At 73.1% G+C, this 16,018-nt stretch carries 13 protein-coding genes and 1 rRNA gene; 8 read left to right on the forward strand and 6 right to left on the reverse strand.

What is annotated here, in order from left to right:
• The first annotated feature begins 82 nt into the window (after positions 1-82).
• Positions 83-1,798, forward strand: coding sequence for a bifunctional 3'-5' exonuclease/DNA polymerase (locus AB0J08_RS20770; RefSeq protein ID WP_360635965.1), 1,716 nt, complete (start codon positions 83-85; stop codon positions 1,796-1,798).
• Between the two features lie 22 nt (positions 1,799-1,820).
• Here the strand turns inward: AB0J08_RS20770 and dhaM are convergent, their stop codons facing one another.
• A complete protein-coding gene (dhaM, locus tag AB0J08_RS20775) occupies positions 1,821-2,213 on the reverse strand; it encodes a dihydroxyacetone kinase phosphoryl donor subunit DhaM (RefSeq protein WP_360635968.1) in 393 nt (130 codons plus the stop codon).
• 160 nt (positions 2,214-2,373) lie between these two features.
• Here dhaM and dhaK point away from each other — a divergent pair, with 160 nt between their 5' ends.
• Positions 2,374-3,369: a dihydroxyacetone kinase subunit DhaK gene (gene dhaK / locus AB0J08_RS20780; RefSeq protein ID WP_360635971.1), complete on the forward strand. Its 996-nt coding sequence runs from the start codon at positions 2,374-2,376 to the stop codon at positions 3,367-3,369.
• A 16-nt stretch (positions 3,370-3,385) separates the two neighbouring features.
• A complete protein-coding gene (gene dhaL / locus AB0J08_RS20785) occupies positions 3,386-4,012 on the forward strand; it encodes a dihydroxyacetone kinase subunit DhaL (protein WP_360635974.1) in 627 nt (208 codons plus the stop codon).
• Positions 4,013-4,046: 34 nt separating this feature from the next.
• Here the strand turns inward: dhaL and AB0J08_RS20790 are convergent, their stop codons facing one another.
• Positions 4,047-5,219, reverse strand: coding sequence for a PP2C family protein-serine/threonine phosphatase (locus tag AB0J08_RS20790; RefSeq protein WP_360635977.1), 1,173 nt, complete (start codon positions 5,217-5,219; stop codon positions 4,047-4,049).
• 150 nt (positions 5,220-5,369) lie between these two features.
• On the opposite strand from AB0J08_RS20790, the gene AB0J08_RS20795 reads away from it, so the two are divergent.
• The 3 genes from AB0J08_RS20795 (at position 5,370) to AB0J08_RS20805 (ending at position 9,237) form a co-directional block, all read left to right on the forward strand.
• Positions 5,370-6,311 (forward strand): PrsW family glutamic-type intramembrane protease, encoded by a 942-nt coding sequence (locus tag AB0J08_RS20795; RefSeq protein WP_360635980.1) that lies wholly within the window; start codon positions 5,370-5,372, stop codon positions 6,309-6,311.
• 312 nt (positions 6,312-6,623) lie between these two features.
• A complete protein-coding gene (locus tag AB0J08_RS20800) occupies positions 6,624-6,842 on the forward strand; it encodes a cation transporter (protein ID WP_329489908.1) in 219 nt (72 codons plus the stop codon).
• Between the two features lie 61 nt (positions 6,843-6,903).
• Positions 6,904-9,237: a heavy metal translocating P-type ATPase gene (locus AB0J08_RS20805; RefSeq protein ID WP_360636001.1), complete on the forward strand. Its 2,334-nt coding sequence runs from the start codon at positions 6,904-6,906 to the stop codon at positions 9,235-9,237.
• 75 nt (positions 9,238-9,312) lie between these two features.
• Here the strand turns inward: AB0J08_RS20805 and AB0J08_RS20810 are convergent, their stop codons facing one another.
• The 3 genes from AB0J08_RS20810 to AB0J08_RS20820 all read right to left on the reverse strand — a co-directional run bounded on the left by AB0J08_RS20810 (position 9,313) and on the right by AB0J08_RS20820 (position 14,292).
• Positions 9,313-10,032: an SDR family oxidoreductase gene (locus tag AB0J08_RS20810; protein ID WP_360635983.1), complete on the reverse strand. Its 720-nt coding sequence runs from the start codon at positions 10,030-10,032 to the stop codon at positions 9,313-9,315.
• 508 nt (positions 10,033-10,540) lie between these two features.
• Positions 10,541-11,830, reverse strand: a complete 1,290-nt coding sequence (locus tag AB0J08_RS20815; RefSeq protein WP_360635986.1) for a citrate synthase — start codon at positions 11,828-11,830, stop codon at positions 10,541-10,543.
• Between the two features lie 224 nt (positions 11,831-12,054).
• On the reverse strand, positions 12,055-14,292 hold the full coding sequence (locus AB0J08_RS20820) for an ATP-dependent RecD-like DNA helicase (protein ID WP_360635989.1): 2,238 nt from the start codon (positions 14,290-14,292) through the stop codon (positions 12,055-12,057).
• Positions 14,293-14,445: 153 nt separating this feature from the next.
• Here AB0J08_RS20820 and AB0J08_RS20825 point away from each other — a divergent pair, with 153 nt between their 5' ends.
• Both AB0J08_RS20825 and AB0J08_RS20830 read left to right on the forward strand, forming a co-directional pair.
• Positions 14,446-15,237, forward strand: a complete 792-nt coding sequence (locus AB0J08_RS20825) for a VOC family protein (RefSeq protein ID WP_360635992.1) — start codon at positions 14,446-14,448, stop codon at positions 15,235-15,237.
• A gap of 157 nt (positions 15,238-15,394) precedes the next feature.
• Entirely contained in the window at positions 15,395-15,847 is a 453-nt protein-coding gene (locus tag AB0J08_RS20830; RefSeq protein ID WP_360635995.1) for a GNAT family N-acetyltransferase, read from the forward strand.
• 86 nt (positions 15,848-15,933) lie between these two features.
• Here AB0J08_RS20830 and rrf read toward each other — a convergent pair.
• Positions 15,934-16,018, reverse strand: a 5S ribosomal RNA gene (rrf, locus tag AB0J08_RS20835); the annotation flags it as partial.

Raw genomic sequence — 16,018 nt, forward strand, 5'->3', positions numbered from 1 at the left:
GGCACGCGCGCCTGCGCCGGTTGTCGTACCCACCGGTTACCGTCAAGGTCCGCAGCCCGTACGCCCGAGAGGAGGAGCCCCCGTGGCACCCCGGATCGCCCTCGTCCCCGACCCGCACGGCCCGGGCGGGCGGCTGCAGCCGCTCGACGACGCCGGTGCCCCGCTCGGCCCGCCCGCCGCGGTACCGGACCTCGCGGCCGCCGTCGCCGAGCGGGAGGCCGCGGAGCACCCCCGCTGGGTCTGGGCGGCCACCGACAGCGCCTACGCCCCCCTGCTCCCCCGGCTGCCCGACCGGCTCGCCCGCTGCCACGACCTCAGGCTGGTCGAGGCCCTGCTGCTGGCGTACGAGGGCCGGTTCGGCGCGCCCCGCTCGCTCGGCGCCGCCTGGGCCCGGCTGCGCGGGCTGCCCGTCCCCGCCGACCTGCCCGAGCCCGGCTCCGCCGAGTCCGGGGACGGCCAGGACACCCTGTTCGCCCCCGACCGGCTCCAACTCCCGCCCGGGGCCGACGCGCTGACCGCCGTGGCGGCCGTCCACGCCGAGCAGCAGCGCCGGCTCGCCGCGATCGCCGACCCGGGCGCCCGCTCCCGGTTCCGGCTGCTGGTCGCCGCCGAGTCGGCCGGCGCGCTGGTGGCCGCCGAGATGGCCCACGACGGCCTGCCCTGGCGCACCGACATCCACGACCGGCTGCTCACCGAGCTGCTCGGCCCCCGTCCGACCGTCCCCGGTGCCCAGCCCAGGCTGCTCTCCGAGCTGGCCGTCGAACTCCAGGAGTCCCTCGGCGGCCGCCCGTTCAACCCCGACTCGCACAGCCAGGTGCTGCGTGCCTTCGCCGACCGGGGCATCCAGCTCGGCTCCACCCGGTCCTGGGAGTTGAAGGCGGTGGACCACCCGGCCGCCGCGCTGATGGTCCGCTACAAGGAGCTCGCCCGGATCCACGCCGCGCACGGCTGGGCCTGGCAGGACGCCTGGGCCCGCGGCGGCCGGTTCCGCCCCGAGTACGTGGTCGGCGGCGTGGTCTCCGGCCGCTGGGCCAGCCGGGGCGGCGGCGCGCTGCAGATCCCGCGCATCCTGCGCCGCGCCGTGGTCGCCGACCCGGGCTGGCTGTTCGTCGTCGCCGACGCCGCCCAGCTGGAGCCGCGCGTGCTGGCCGCGCTCTCCCAGGACGCCGGCCTGGCCCGCGCCGCGGCCGACGGCGACCTCTACGAGGCGCTGGCCGCCTCCGCGTTCCAGGGGGACCGCGCCAAGGCCAAGCTCGGCCTGCTCGGCGCCATGTACGGCCAGACCAGCGGGGACATCGGCCCGCTCCTCGCCACCCTGCGCCGCCGCTACCCGGCCGCCATGGGCTACGTCGAGGCGGCCGCCCGGACGGGCGAGGACGGCGGCGTGGTCGCCTCCCGGCTGGGCCGGCCCTGCCCGCCGCCCTCCGCCGACTGGCTCGACCTCACCGAGGCGCCGGAGACGGCGGGGGAGGCCGGTGGCCGATCGGCCCGCGCCCGGGGCCGCTTCACCCGCAACTTCGTGATCCAGGCCAGTGCGGCCGACTGGGCTCTCGCCCTGCTCGCGGCGCTGCGCCGGCGGCTGAACGCGCTGCCCGCCGCGAGCCCGGGCGAGCGTCCGCACCTGGTGTTCTTCCAGCACGACGAAGTGGTGGTGCACACCCCGGCGAACCTCGCCGACCAGGTGGCCGCCACCGTCGCCGAGTCGGCCGACGAGGCCCGCCGGCTGGTCTTCGGGGAGACGCCGGTCCGGTTCCCGCTCACCACCGCCGTGGTGGACTGCTACGCCGACGCCAAGTAGCCGGCCGGGCACGGCGCGACCGCTACAGCTTGCGGAACGCCCGCGCGTCCTCGGCGGCGGCGGCCACCTCGGCGACGGCCGCTCCGGTGGAGGCCGTCACCGCGGCCGCGACCGCGCCCTCCACGAACGGCGCGTCCACCAGCACCACCCCGGGGCGCGGCTCGTCCTCCAGCAGTGTGACGGCGGTCAGCACCGAGCTGCCGAGGTCCGCCAGGACCACCACGCCGGCCCCGCCGTCCGCCTCCGCGACGGCCCCGGCGATCAGGTCGTAGCTGGTCCCGAGCCCGCCGTCCTCCGTTCCGGCCGCCAGCACCACCCGCACCGTGTCCGGGGTGAGTTCGCCCAGCAGCTCCCGCAGCCCGGCGGCGAGCTGTGCGCTGTGCGAGACCAGGACGATGCCCACGTAGTCGCTCATGGCGCCGACCCTACGACCGTCCCGCTGCTCCACGGGAGTGGTCCGTCCGCCCCCGCGTGTCGTGGCCGCGTCCCGCCCGCCCGCGTGTCGTACCCGGTGCCGGCCACCCCCGTCCGGCGTAGCGTCGGGTCAGCACCGTCTGCCGAGGGAGCGAAGCGTTGTGAAGAAGCTGATCAACACCCCGGAGAGCGTCCTGGAGGACGCACTCGCCGGAGTCGCCGCCGCCCACCGGGAGTTGACGGTGGACATCGCGAACCGGGTGATCACCCGCGCGGTCCGCCCGGTGGCCCCGAAGGTCGCGCTGGTCTCCGGTGGCGGCTCCGGCCACGAACCGCTGCACGGCGGCTTCGTCGGCCCGGGCATGCTGGACGCCGCCTGCCCCGGCGAGGTGTTCACCTCGCCCGTGCCGGACCAGATGCTGGCCGCCGCCAGGGCCGTGAACTCGGGCGCCGGAGTGGTCTTCGTCGTGAAGAACTACACCGGCGACGTGATGAACTTCGAGCTGGCCGCCGAACTGGCCGCCGAGGAGGGCCTGGTGGTCCGCACGGTACTGGTCGACGATGACGTCGCGGTCGAGGACTCGACCTTCACGGCCGGCCGCCGGGGCACCGGCGCGACCGTACTGGTGGAGAAGATCGCCGGTGCGCTGGCCGAGCGCGGCGCCACGCTGGACGAGGTGGCCGCCGTGGGCGAGCAGGTCAACGCCGCCTCCCGGTCGTTCGCGATCGCGCTGACCGCCGCGACCACCCCGGCCGCCGGCAAGCCCGGCTTCGACCTGCCGGAGGACGAGATCGAGGTCGGCGTCGGCATCCACGGCGAGCCCGGCCGCCGCCGCGAGAAGCTCCGCCCGGCCCGCGACCTCGCCGCCGAGGTGGTGGAGACCGTCCTCGCCGACCACCGGCTGACCTCCGGCGACGAGGTGATCGCCCTGCTGAACGGTCTGGGCGGCACCCCGTTGCTGGAGCTGTACATCGTCTTCGGCGAGGTCGCCGCCCGGCTGGCCGAGCGCGGCATCACGGTGGCCCGCAACCTGGTCGGGAACTACGTGACCAGCCTGGACATGGCGGGCTTCTCGCTCACCCTGACCAAGGCCGACGCCCGGCTGCTGGACCTCTGGGACGCCCCGGTGGACACCCCCGCCCTCAAGCGGGCCTGACGCGGGAGGAACGCTCATGGACTTCGACACCGCACTGGCCGAGGCCTGGGTCCGCGCGATCGCGGTCGCGGTCGAGAAGGAGCAGGGTCGGCTCACCGACCTGGACTCCGCGATCGGCGACGGCGACCACGGCAGCAACCTGCGGCGCGGCTTCGCCGCCGTGCTCACCGCGCTGGACGGTCTCGCCCCCGACAGCCCGGGGGCGGTGCTGACCAAGGCCGGCACCACCCTGATCTCCAAGGTCGGCGGGGCCTCCGGCCCGCTGTACGGCAAGGCGTTCCGCGCGCTCGGCGCCGCGCTGCCCGGGCCGGCCGACCCGGCCGCGTTCGGCGCAGCGCTGGCCGAGGGACTACGGGCGGTCCAGGCCCTCGGCAAGGCCGAGCCGGGCGACAAGACCATCGTGGATGCCTACACCCCGGCCCTGGCCGCGTACCGCGAGGCGGTGGCGGCGGGCGCCGACCTGCCGCAGGCCGCCGGGGCCGCGGCGGACGCGGCCGAGCAGGGCGCGCTGGCCACCGTGCCGCTCCAGGCCCGCAAGGGCCGCGCCTCCTACCTCGGCCCGCGCAGCGTCGGCCACCAGGACCCGGGCGCCACCTCCACGGCCCTGCTCTTCCGTGCCCTCGCGGAGGTCGTCGCGGGCTGACACCCCGGCGCCGTGGCCCTGTCGCACCGGCGCGCTACTGGTCCGTCCGGGTGATCAGGAGCAGCAGTGCGTCGTCCCGCAGCTCCCCGCCGGTGTGCTCCAGCAGGTCGGCGTAGACCCGGCCGACCGCCGCTTCCAGCTCCGTCGCGGAGCGGGCCGCGTCCCGGACCAACGGGCCGACCCGCTCCGCCAACGGGTAGAAGTCGCCGCTCTCGCGGTGCCGGGCCTCGATCACGCCGTCGGTGCAGAGCACCAGCACGTCCTCGTGGCCGAACGGCTGGTCCCAGGTGGTCGGCTCGCCGACGGCCAGCCGGCCCAGGCCGAGCGGCACCCACGGGTCGGGCGCGTGCAGCACGTGCGCCCCGCCGTCGTGGTCCACCCGGATCGGCGGGACGTGCCCGTACTGCAGCAGCTGCATCACCCCCGGCGTCCGGAACTCCGCGAACAGCGCGGTGGTGAACTCCCCGTCCGGCGCGTGCCGCTCGACGCTGGCCTCGATCCGGGCCGCGACCCCGCGCAGCCCGGCCTCGTCGTAGGCGGCCTCGCGGAAGGAGCCGAGCACGACGGCGGCGGTCTGCACCGCGCCGAGCCCCTTGCCGCGGACGTCCCCGACCGCCACCCGGGTGCCGTGCGGGGTCTCCAGCACCGAGTAGAGGTCCCCGCCGATCCGGGAGGCATCGGCGGCGGACACGTACCGGACCGCCAGGCGCAGCGGTCCGACCACCGGTCCGGGCAGTCGCAGCAGCGCCCGCTGGGCGGCCTCGGCGACGGAGCTGACGGCCGCGAAGGCGGCGGCCCGGCGCATGCGGATCATGGCGACCCAGGCGGAGAACACGGTGAGCAGCAGGTAGCTGATCATCGCCCCGTAGAGGAAGCGCGCGTCGTTGACGTTGTCGACCTCGTCGTAGTGGCTGAGGCCGAGCACCGCGAACAGGCCGAGCAGGCAGACCAGCAGCAGTTCGAGCGGCCGCAGGGTGAGCGCGGCGATGGTGGGCACCACCGTCATCAGCGGTGCGAGGTAGCGGTCCTTGCCGGAGAGCAGGTCGGCCAGCCCGACCAGCAGCGTCGCGGCCAGCGCGGGACTGGCCCGGCGCCAGAACGGCACGTCCTGGAGGTCGGCCGCCAGCAGCGCGCTGCGCCGCCGCTCCGGCGGCACTCCCGTGGCGGTGGGGACCGCGGGCGACTGGGCTCGGCGGTTCGGGAACACATATCGAACATAACGGATGATCAGCGCCCCCACCCCCGCACTCCGGGCGGCGGCCCGACCGGCACCTCCCGCACTGGGCCAATCGGTACAGAAATACCCGATTTGTCATACAGTGCGACCAAAGCGGCTACACAAGGGAGGCCATCACCGGTGTCCGGATACCGCAACACCCCCCGCATCTCCGACCCGCCGGCGCGCACGGCGGCACGACCCGACCAATGGCTCAGGGTCTTCCTGATCGGCCTACTGCTCTGGATCGCCACCGTCGCCGTCACCCTCCTCACCGGGAACAGCAACCTGGTGCCGACGATCGTGCTGCTCGGCAGCTTCCTCGTCCCGGCCACGATGGTGGTCTGGGCCTACGAGCGCTACGCCGCCGACCTGGGCGCGGACCGGATCTTCGCCTGCTTCGGCATCGGCGGCATCATCGGCGTCCTCGGCGCCTCGGTCCTGGAGACGTACCTGCTCTCGCCCTCGGTCTGGATGTACGTCGGCGTCGGCCTGATCGAGGAGGCGGTCAAGCTCGCCGCCCTGATCACGGTCAGCCGGCGGCTGCGGGTCGGCGGGCTGCGGTACGGACTGGTCCTGGGTGCCACCGTCGGCGCCGGCTTCGCCGCCTTCGAGAGCGCCGGGTACGCGTTCAACGCGGTGCTCAGCATCCAGGGGCTCTCACTCAGGAACCTGGTGGAGACGGAGATCCTGCGCGGGGTACTGGCGCCGGTCGGCCACATCCTGTGGACGGCGATCCTCGGCGGGGTGCTCTTCCGCGAGCGGCGCGGCGGCCACTTCCACTGCACGCTCCCGGTCGTCCTCACCTATCTGGGCGTCGCACTGCTGCACGCGCTGTGGGACAGCACGAGCGGCATCGCCGTCTGGCTGGTCGCCCGGACCACCACCAGCGACTGGCAGCGCGCCCTGTTCGACCTCGGCTACATGCCGGACCCGACCGGCGAACAGGTCCACCTCTACACGCTCTACGACACACTGGGGCTGATCGTGGTCTCACTCGGCGGCCTGCTCTGGCTGCGAGTGCTGGTCCGCCGCGAGCGGGCCGCCCCGATCCCGGCCCAGTACCCGTCGGCGCCCGCCTGACCGCCCCCCACCCCCACCCCCGCCCTCGCCTCCGCCTCCGCCCCCGCCGGGCCCGGCCGCACCCGGGCCGTTCCGGGTCGACCGTGCCGACCCCGGCCGTCCCGCGCCACCCGCCGCACCCGAATCCACCCGCCGCCCGGCGCGGATTCGGGCGCGGCGTGTCCGGGCGCATACGCTCTGCTGTCGGACCGCGTCCCGATGCGATCCGCACCACCACCCCCTCTTCGGGGAATACCCCGCAGGGGTATGGTGTTCATCAGAGTGGGAGCCCGGGCGCAGGCCCGCGGCCGTACAGACCTCCCGGAGGCCCCGATGTCCAGCACCATCACCTACACCGTGACCGGCATGAGCTGCGGCCACTGCGAGAGCTCGGTCAGCAAGGAGCTCACCGCCCTGGCCGGCGTCACCCAGGTGGCGGCCGACGCCAAGGCCGGCACCGTGACGGTCTCCTCGGCGGCCCCGCTCGACGACGACCAGGTCCGCGCCGCCGTCGACGAGGCCGGCTACGAACTGGTCGGCCGGTCCGTCTGAGCCCCCGTGGTGCGGCGGGGGCCGCTCACCCCGGCCCCCGCCGCGCGCCCTCCTCAAGGAGCTGATCAGCATGAGCACCTCCACCCCGGCCACCACCGCCGCGGACCTGAACGGCGGCCCGCGTGACCAGGACGCCGGGGCCGCGGTACGCGACCGCGTCGAGCTGTCGATCGGCGGGATGACCTGCGCCTCCTGCGCGGCCCGGATCGAGAAGAAGCTCAACCGGATGGAGGGCGTCGAGGCCACGGTCAACTACGCCACCGAGAAGGCCCGGATCGACTTCGGTCCGGGCGTGAGCGTGGCCGACCTCATCACCACCGTCGAGAACACCGGCTACACCGCCGAGGTCCCCGCGCCGCCGGTCGCCGAACCGGCCGACCCCACCGGGCCCGCTCCCGCCCCGGAGCAGCCCGCGGCCGACCCCCTGCTGGACCGGCTGCTGATCAGCGCCGTCCTCAGCGTGCCGGTGGTCATGCTGTCGATGATCCCGTCCCTGCAGTTCACCAACTGGCAGTGGCTGGCCTTCGCCCTCACCGGCCCGGTCGTCGTCCACGGTGGGCTGCCGTTCCACCGCGCCGCCTGGACCAATCTGAAGCACGGCGCCGCGACCATGGACACCCTGGTCTCGCTCGGCACGCTGGCCGCCTTCGGCTGGTCGTTCTGGGCGCTGTTCTGGGGCCACGCCGGGATGCCCGGGATGCGGCACACGTTCTCGCTGTCGATCGGCGACGCCGACGCCTCCTCCACCCTGTACCTGGAGACGGCCGCCGCCGTCACCGTGCTGATCCTGCTCGGCCGCTACCTGGAGGCGCGCTCCAAGCGCCGTGCCGGCGCCGCCCTGCACGCCCTGCTCGGGCTCGGGGCCAAGGACGTGTCGGTGCTGCGGAACGGCTCCGAGGTCCGGCTGCCGGTGGACCGGCTCACCCCCGGCACGCGGTTCGTGGTCCGCCCGGGCGAGAAGATCGCCACCGACGGCACCGTCGTCGAGGGGTCCTCCGCGGTGGACGCCTCGATGCTCACCGGCGAGTCCGTCCCGGTCGAGGTCGCGGTCGGCGACACCGTCACCGGCGCCACCGTCAACGCCGGCGGTCGGCTGGTCGTCGAGGCCACCCGGGTCGGTGCCGACACCCAGCTCGCCCGGATGGCCCGCCTGGTCGAGGAGGCCCAGAACGGCAAGGCCGCCGTCCAGCGGCTGGCCGACCGGATCTCCGCCGTCTTCGTCCCGGCCGTCATCCTGATCGCGCTCGCCACCCTGATCGGCTGGCTGCTGGTCTCCGACAGCCCCACCGAGGCGTTCACCGCCGCTGTCGCGGTGCTGATCATCGCCTGCCCGTGTGCCCTGGGCCTGGCCACCCCGACCGCGTTGATGGTCGGTACCGGTCGCGGTGCGCAGCTGGGGATCCTGATCAAGGGGCCGGAGGTGCTGGAGTCGACCCGGCGGGTGGACACCGTCGTCCTGGACAAGACCGGCACCGTCACCACCGGTCGGATGACCCTGCTCGCCGTCCACACCGCCGAAGGCGTCACCGAGACCGAGGCGCTGCGCCTGGCCGGCGCCCTGGAACACGCCTCCGAGCACCCCATCGGTACGGCCGTCGCCGCGGCCGCCGCCCAGCGGGTGGGTGCGCTGCCGCCGGTGGAGGGCTTCGAGAACGTCCCCGGCCTCGGGGTGCGGGGCGTCGTCGAGGGCCACCGGGTCGTCGCCGGCCGTGAGGCGCTGCTGGCCGGGTGGGAGCTCGCGCCGGTACTGGCCGGGGTCAAGACGGCGGCCGAGGCCGCCGGGCGGACCGTGATCGCGGTCGGCTGGGACGGCGAGGCGCGGGCGGTGCTGGAGGTCGCCGACGCCGTCAAGCCCACCAGCGCCGAGGCCGTCGCCCGACTGCGCGCACTGGGCGTGCGCCCCGTCCTGCTGACCGGCGACAACCGGCTGGTCGCCGAGGCGGTGGCGGCCGAGGTCGGCATCGCCACCGACGACGTGATCGCCGAGGTCCTCCCGCAGGACAAGGTCGACGCCGTGCGGCGGCTCCAGGCCGAGGGCCGGGTGGTCGCGATGGTCGGCGACGGGGTCAACGACGCCGCCGCCCTCGCCCGGGCCGACCTCGGCCTGGCCATGGGCACCGGCACCGACGCCGCCATCGAGGCCGCCGACCTCACCCTGGTCCGCGGCGACCTGCGCGCCGCCGCCGACGCCATCCGCCTCTCCCGCCGGACCCTCGCCACCATCAAGGGCAACCTGTGCTGGGCCTTCGGCTACAACATCGCCGCCCTGCCACTGGCCGCCGCAGGGCTCCTCAACCCCGTGATCGCCAGCGCGGCGATGGCCTTCTCCTCCGTCTTCGTGGTCACCAACAGCCTCCGGCTGCGCCGCTTCCAGCCCACCCCTGACCGGCCCTGAGACGCCGCCCCCGAACGGCCGAGGGGCCGCCACCGCGCTCGCGGTGGCGGCCCCTCGGCCGTTGTTTCCGGGCGGTCAGCGCCCGAGCAGCTCCCCGCCGTTGCAGTGCAGGATCTCGCCGGTGATGAACCCGGCGTCGGGCGAGGCCAGGAAGTAGACCGCCGCGGCGACCTCGCCCGCCTCACCGATCCGGCCGAGCAACGTCCGGGCCGCCCGGCGGGACACCTCGGCCTCGTCCAGCCGCGGGCCGAAGAACTCGGTGCCCGCCACGGTGCCCGGGGCGACGATGTTGGCCGTGATGCCCGAGGTGCCGAGCTGGGCGGCCAGGAAGTGGTTCCAGGCGTGCAGCGAGGCCTTGGCGGCCCCGTACGAGCCCGCGCCGCTCAGCGCCGCGATCGAGCTGACCGTGACCACCCGGCCCGCGCCGGGGGTGAGCCGGTCGCGGATGGACTCGGTGAGCAGCACCACGGTCAGCACGTTGCGCTCGAAGTCGCCGCGCCAGCGGGCCAGCAGGGCGTGCGGCCCGCCGCCGATCACGGTCTCCCGGCTGCCGGCGTTGTTCACCAGTACGTCGATCCGGTCCGGCAGTTCGCCGAGCGCCGCCTCGACGTCGTCGGGATCGGCGAGGTCGCGGACCAGCGGGGTGACGTTCGGTCCGAGGTCGGCCGCGGCCTGTTCGAGCACCGCCCGCCGGCGGCCGACGATCACGACCCGTTCGCCCGCCTCGGCGAACCGCCGCGCCACTTCGTACCCGATACCCGTGCCACCACCGGTGACAACGACGTTCCTGGCCATCTGCGCACTCCCTCCCCAGTTCCGCCGCCACGCTGCGAGAGTGCGGGACGGTCCGTACCGGAATGCCACGATTACTATCACGCTCGGTTGCCGTGACTGCGGGGAGGGTGACGTCGCGCCCGCCGGAAGGTGTGATAGAGGCGGGCCACGGCCCGCACACGGAGCGTGGCGAGAGGCAGGTCACACCCGCCGGGCGTAACTTCTCGCACCCTGATACGTCTTAGGTTGGTAGTGCGGCAGTTTTTCGGTGGGCGGCGACGTGGCGAACGGCATCACGGCGCCGCACGGCCACCACTGCCGCCGACGGGGCTCCGGCGGGCCCCGGGTCGGTCGCCGACTGTTGGCGGCCTTCGCGCACGGCGCCGGGGTGTGGCGGGTCTGGGACGCTTTGAGCGGCCGTCCCCGGCTGCGGCCGCCCCGGAGTCGTGCGCTGTACTTCCGCCACCCTCGCGCGGGACGGCGAAAGGCCCGGCCGCGCAGTGCGGCCGGGCCCTTGCGAGGTCCTGCGTCAGCGGGCCTCGAGGCCCACGTAGTCGCGGATCGCGGTGCCGGTGTAGATCTGGCGCGGACGGCCGATCCGGCTGGTCGGGTCGTTGATCATCTCGTGCCAGTGGGCGATCCAGCCCGGCAGCCGGCCGAGGGCGAACAGCACGGTGAACATGCTGGTCGGGAAGCCCATCGCGCGGTAGATCAGGCCGGTGTAGAAGTCCACGTTCGGGTAGAGCTTGCGCGAGACGAAGAAGTCGTCCTGGAGCGCGTGCTCCTCCAGCTTCAGCGCGATGTCGAGCAGCTCGTCGGACTTGCCGAGCTGGCCGAGCACCTCGTGCGCCAGCAGCTTGACCTGCGCGGCGCGCGGGTCGAACGCCTTGTACACGCGGTGGCCGAAGCCCATCAGCTTGACGCCGTCCTCGCGGTTCTTCACCTTGCGAATGAACGCGTCGACGTCGCCGCCGTCCTTCTGGATGCTCTCCAGCATCTCCAGCACGGCCTGGTTGGCGCCACCGTGCAGCGGGCCCCAGAGCGCCGAGATGCCGGCCGAGATCGAGGCGAACTGGTTGGCGTGGCTGGAGCCCACCAGGCGGACGGTGGAGGTCGAGCAGTTCTGCTCGTGGTCCGCGTGCAGGATCAGCAGCTTGTCCAGCGCGTTGACGACGACCGGGTTGAGCTCGTAGTCCTCGGCGGGGACGGCGAACGTCATCCGCAGGAAGTTCTCGACGTAGCTCAGGTCGTTGCGCGGGTAGACGAACGGCTGGCCGACCGACTTCTTGTACGCGTAGGCCGCGATGGTCGGCAGCTTCGCCAGCAGGCGGACCGTCGACAGGTGGCGCTGGGCGGCGTCGAACGGGTTGTGGCTGTCCTGGTAGAAAGTGGACAGCGCACCGACCACCGAGGACAGCATCGCCATCGGGTGGGCGTCGCGCGGGAAGCCCTGGTAGAAGCGCTTGACGTCCTCGTGCAGCAGGGTGTGCTGGGTGATCTCGCGGTTGAACTCCGCCAGCTGGTCCGCCGTCGGCAGCTCGCCGTTGATCAGGAGGTACGCGGTCTCGATGAAGCCGCCCTGCTCGGCGAGCTGCTCGATCGGGTAGCCGCGGTACCGCAGGATGCCGTTGTCACCGTCCACGAAGGTGATCGCGGACTTGTACGCGGCGGTGTTACCGAAGCCGTTGTCCAGGGTGACCAGGCCGGTCTGCGGCAGCAGCTTCGAGATGTCGAAGCCGGCGTTGCCCGCAGTGCTCTCGACGACGGGGTACTCGTACTCGCCGTCCTGGTACCGCAGTACTACCGAGTTGTCGCTCACGTCTTCCTCACCGACGAAATGAATCCTCTTCCAAGGTGCCCTGACTGCCTCTACCATCCCCCATCTGGCGGACAGCCGCGCACCCGGGGTGGCCCGAAAGGGACCGCCCCTACAAAACCTGCCGCCGCAGCCGGTACGAACCGGACAAGATCGGCACCACCCCAGGCTCTGCCGTAAATCTCTTCACGTCAAGAGAACAATAGAGGCAACCATCCGTTGGAGAATCATCCAGTCGCCAGCCGGTGATCCAGCGCGGCGTGCCTCCTACCTGCGCTGACGGTGCGAACGGCCTGCCCGATCGCCTTCCGTGACCCCACCAGCACTACCAGTTTCCGTGCCCTGGTCACAGCGGTGTAAAGCAGGTTCCGCTGGAGCATCGTCCAAGCCGACGTGGTGACCGGAATCACCACCACGGGGTACTCACTCCCTTGCGACCGGTGGATCGTCACCGCGTACGCATGCGCCAACTCGTCCAACTCGTCGAAGTCGTACGGCACCTCCTCGTCCTCGTCGGTGACCACCGTCAACCGCTGGTCGTCCACGCTCAGCGAGGCCACCACTCCCACTGTGCCGTTGAAGACCCCGTTGCGCCCCTTGTCGTAGTTGTTGCGGATCTGCGTGACCTTGTCCCCCACCCGGAACGTCCGCCCGCCGAACCGCCGCTCTGCCACCCCCTCCCGGGCCGGCGTCACCGCCGCCTGCAACAGCGTGTTCAGATTCCCCGCGCCCGCCGGCCCCCGGTGCATCGGCGCCAGCACCTGGACGTCCCGGCGGGCGTCGAACCCGAACCGCTGCGGGATCCGCCGCGCCACCACGTCCACCGTCAGCCCGGCCGCTTGCTCGGCGTCGTCCTCCACGAACAGGAAGAAGTCCGGCAGGCCCTCCGTCAACGGCGGCTGCCCCTCGTTGATCCGGTGCGCGTTGGTCACCACGCCCGACTGCTGCGCCTGCCGGAAGATCCTGGTCAGCCGCACCGACGGGATCGGCCCCCCGTCGGCCAGCAGATCCCGCAGCACCTCGCCGGCGCCCACCGACGGCAGCTGGTCCACATCCCCCACGAACAGCAGGTGCGCCCCCGGCGCCACCGCCTTGACCAGCTTGTTCGCCAGGATCAGATCCAGCATCGACGCCTCGTCCACCACGACCAGATCGGCGTCCAGCGGGCGGTCCCGGTCATAGGCCGCGTCCCCGCCCGGCCTCAGCTCCAGCAGCCGGTGCACCGTCGAGGCCTCCACCCCGGTCAGCTCCGCCAGCCGCTTCGCCGCCCGGCCGGTCGGGGCCGCCAGGACGACCTTCGCCCGCTTCGCCAGCGCCAGCGTCACGATCGACTTCACCGTGAACGACTTGCCGCAGCCCGGACCGCCCGTCAGCACCGCCACCTTCTCCGTCAACGCCAACCGCACCGACTGCTCCTGCTCCGGCGCCAGCTCCGCCCCCGTCCGCTTCGCCAGCCACGCCAGCGCCGCCGGCCAGTCCACGTCCGCGAACCACGGCATCCGGTCCGACTCCGAACGCAGCAGTCGCAGCAGTTGGTTGGCCAGCGAGATCTCCGCCCGGTGGAAGGGCACCAGGTACACCGCGGAGATCGGCTCGCCGCCCTCCCCCGGCACCGACTCGCGCACCACCCCCTCCGTGGCGACCAGCTCCGCCAGACAGTCGATCACCAGCCCCACGTCCACCTGGAGCAGCTTCACGCCGTCCGCGATCAACCGCTCCTCCGGCAGGTAGCAGTGCCCCTGGTCGCTGCTCTGCGACAGCGCGTACTGCAGGCCCGCCTTCACCCGCTCCGGGCTGTCGTGCGGAATGCCCACCGCCTGCGCGATCCGGTCCGCCGTCAGGAAGCCGATGCCCCAGACATCCGACGCCAGCCGGTACGGCTCGTTCTTCACCACCCCGATCGAGCCGTCCCCGTACTGCTTGTAGATCCGCACCGCGAGCGACGTCGACACGCCGACCCCCTGGAGGAAGACCATGACCTCCTTGATGGACTTCTGCTCCTCCCAGGCCGCCGCGATCTTCTTGGTCCGCTTCGGCCCCAGCCCCGGCACCTCGATCAACCGGCCCGGCTCGTTCTCGATCACCTCCAGGGTGTCCACCCCGAACCTCTCGACGATCCGCTCCGCGAACCGCGGCCCGATCCCCTTGATCAGGCCCGAACCGAGGTAGCGCTGGATGCCCTGGACGGTCGCGGGCAGCACCGTCGTGTAGTTCTCGACCACGAACTGCTTGCCGTACTGCGGGTGCGACCCCCACCGCCCGTGCAGTCGCAGCGACTCCCCCGGCTGGGCGCCCAGGAGGGCGCCCACCACCGTCAGCAGGTCGTTCGCGCCGCGCCCGGTGTCCACCCGGGCGACCGTGTAGCCCGTCTCCTCGTTGGCATACGTGATCCGTTCCAGCACGCCCTCGACCTGAGCGAGCTGGCGCGGCAGCGGCGTCTGGTCCGCCTGCGTCTGCCTGGCCACCGGGCCCCCTTTACCAGTGCGGGTGCAGTTTCGCTACGCACCGTACCGCCCGGGTGCGACAGCGGGCGTCCTGGTGCCAGGCTTGACGCGAACGGGGGCGCCGTCCCTGCCCGTGCCCCGCCGCGACGGGCCCGCCCGAGGAGCACCGCCACCATGCTCAGCACCGCCTTCACCCCCGGCTCCCCCAACTGGCTCGACCTCGCCAGCCCGGACACCGCCGCATCCGCGGCCTTCTTCGGCACCGTCCTGGGCTGGACCTTCGCCACGGCCGGGCCCGGGGCCGGCGGCTACGGCTTCTTCCAGCAGGACGGCCGCACGGTCGCCGCTCTCGGACCGCTCACCGACCACACCGCCCACCCCGCCTGGACGATCTACTTCCGCACCCACGACGCGGACCGGACCACCGCGCTCGTCGAGGCCGCCGGCGGCACGGTCCGCTTCACCCCGTTCGACGTCTTCAGCAGCGGTCGAATGGCCGGCTACCGCGACCCCACCGGTGCCGAATTCGCCGTCTGGCAGCCGCACGACACCCGCGGCCTGGAGGCCGTCACCGAACAGGGGACGTTCTGCTGGGCCGAGTGCTACAGCGTCGACGCCGAAGCGGCCAAGGCCTTCTACCGCACCGTCTTCGACTGGCAGGAACAGGACGTCCCGCTCGGCGACGCGACCTACACCGTCCTCACCCCGGCCGGCGGCGGCACCGACGACGCGCACGGCGGCATCGTGCAGCTCGGACCCGAGCAGACGGCCGCCGGCACCACCTCGCACTGGCTCCCCTACTTCGAGGTCGCGAACGTGGACGCCGCGCTCGCCCTGGCCGGGCAGCTGGGCGCGACCGTCCGGATCCCCGCGACGGACGTGTACGGCGTCGGCCGCCTCGCCCAGCTCCTCGACCCGCACGGCGCCGTCTTCGCCGTCATCACCAGCGCGCTGCCCGGCGAGTGACGCCGGATCACCTCGCCGGACCGACTCGCAGGGGCCACGCCCAGGGCCGTCGCGGAGGCCGTCGCGGGCCCTCTACGGCCTGCCGAAGCCCGGGGGCGGCGCTGAGAGGCGACCGGTGGTCCCCTCGGTGCCTCACAGGGCCACCTAGGCTGTGATCATGACCGACCTGACGATCCGCCGTGCCACCGCCGACGACCTGCCGGCGATAGTGGCCATGCTCGCCGACGACCCCCTGGGTGCCGCGCGCGAGAGCCCCGACGACCTCACCCCGTACCGCACCGCCTTCGCCCGGATCGACGCCGACCCGCACCAGCACCTGGTCGTCGCCGAACGGGCCGGCCGGACCATCGGAACGCTCCAGCTGACCGTCGTCCCCGGGCTCTCCCGCAAGGGCTCCACCCGCACCATCATCGAGGCGGTCCGGATCCACGCGGACGAGCGCGGCACCGGCCTCGGCACCGACCTGATCCGGTGGGCCGTCGACCGTTCCCGCGAACTCGGCTCCGATCTCGTCCAGCTCACCTCCGACGCGACCCGGACGGACGCCCACCGCTTCTACGAGCGCCTCGGCTTCGTCCCCTCGCACCTGGGATTCAAGCTCGCGCTGTAATTCCGAGGACTTTGCGTTCCGCACCGAGCCCGGAACGCAAAGAACCCCCCGATCCGGATGGATCGGGGGGTTCTTCGTGAATGATTGTTCGGCGGCGTCCTACTCTCCCACAGGGTCCCCCCTGCAGTACCATCGGCGCTGTGAGGCTTAGCTTCCGGGTTCGGAATGTAA

It is taken from the genome of Kitasatospora sp. NPDC050463, assembly GCF_040655255.1.
Lineage (GTDB): Bacteria > Actinomycetota > Actinomycetes > Streptomycetales > Streptomycetaceae > Kitasatospora.

What these genes read in the sequence shown, in the direction of transcription:
- dhaM (WP_360635968.1), bottom strand. Translation starts at nt 2,213, where the DNA reads ATGAGCGACTACGTGGGCATCGTCCTGGTCTCGCACAGCGCACAGCTC.
- dhaL (WP_360635974.1), top strand. Translation starts at nt 3,386, where the DNA reads ATGGACTTCGACACCGCACTGGCCGAGGCCTGGGTCCGCGCGATCGCG.
- AB0J08_RS20800 (WP_329489908.1), top strand. Translation starts at nt 6,624, where the DNA reads ATGTCCAGCACCATCACCTACACCGTGACCGGCATGAGCTGCGGCCAC.
- AB0J08_RS20810 (WP_360635983.1), bottom strand. Translation starts at nt 10,032, where the DNA reads ATGGCCAGGAACGTCGTTGTCACCGGTGGTGGCACGGGTATCGGGTAC.
- AB0J08_RS20825 (WP_360635992.1), top strand. Translation starts at nt 14,446, where the DNA reads ATGCTCAGCACCGCCTTCACCCCCGGCTCCCCCAACTGGCTCGACCTC.
- AB0J08_RS20830 (WP_360635995.1), top strand. Translation starts at nt 15,395, where the DNA reads ATGACCGACCTGACGATCCGCCGTGCCACCGCCGACGACCTGCCGGCG.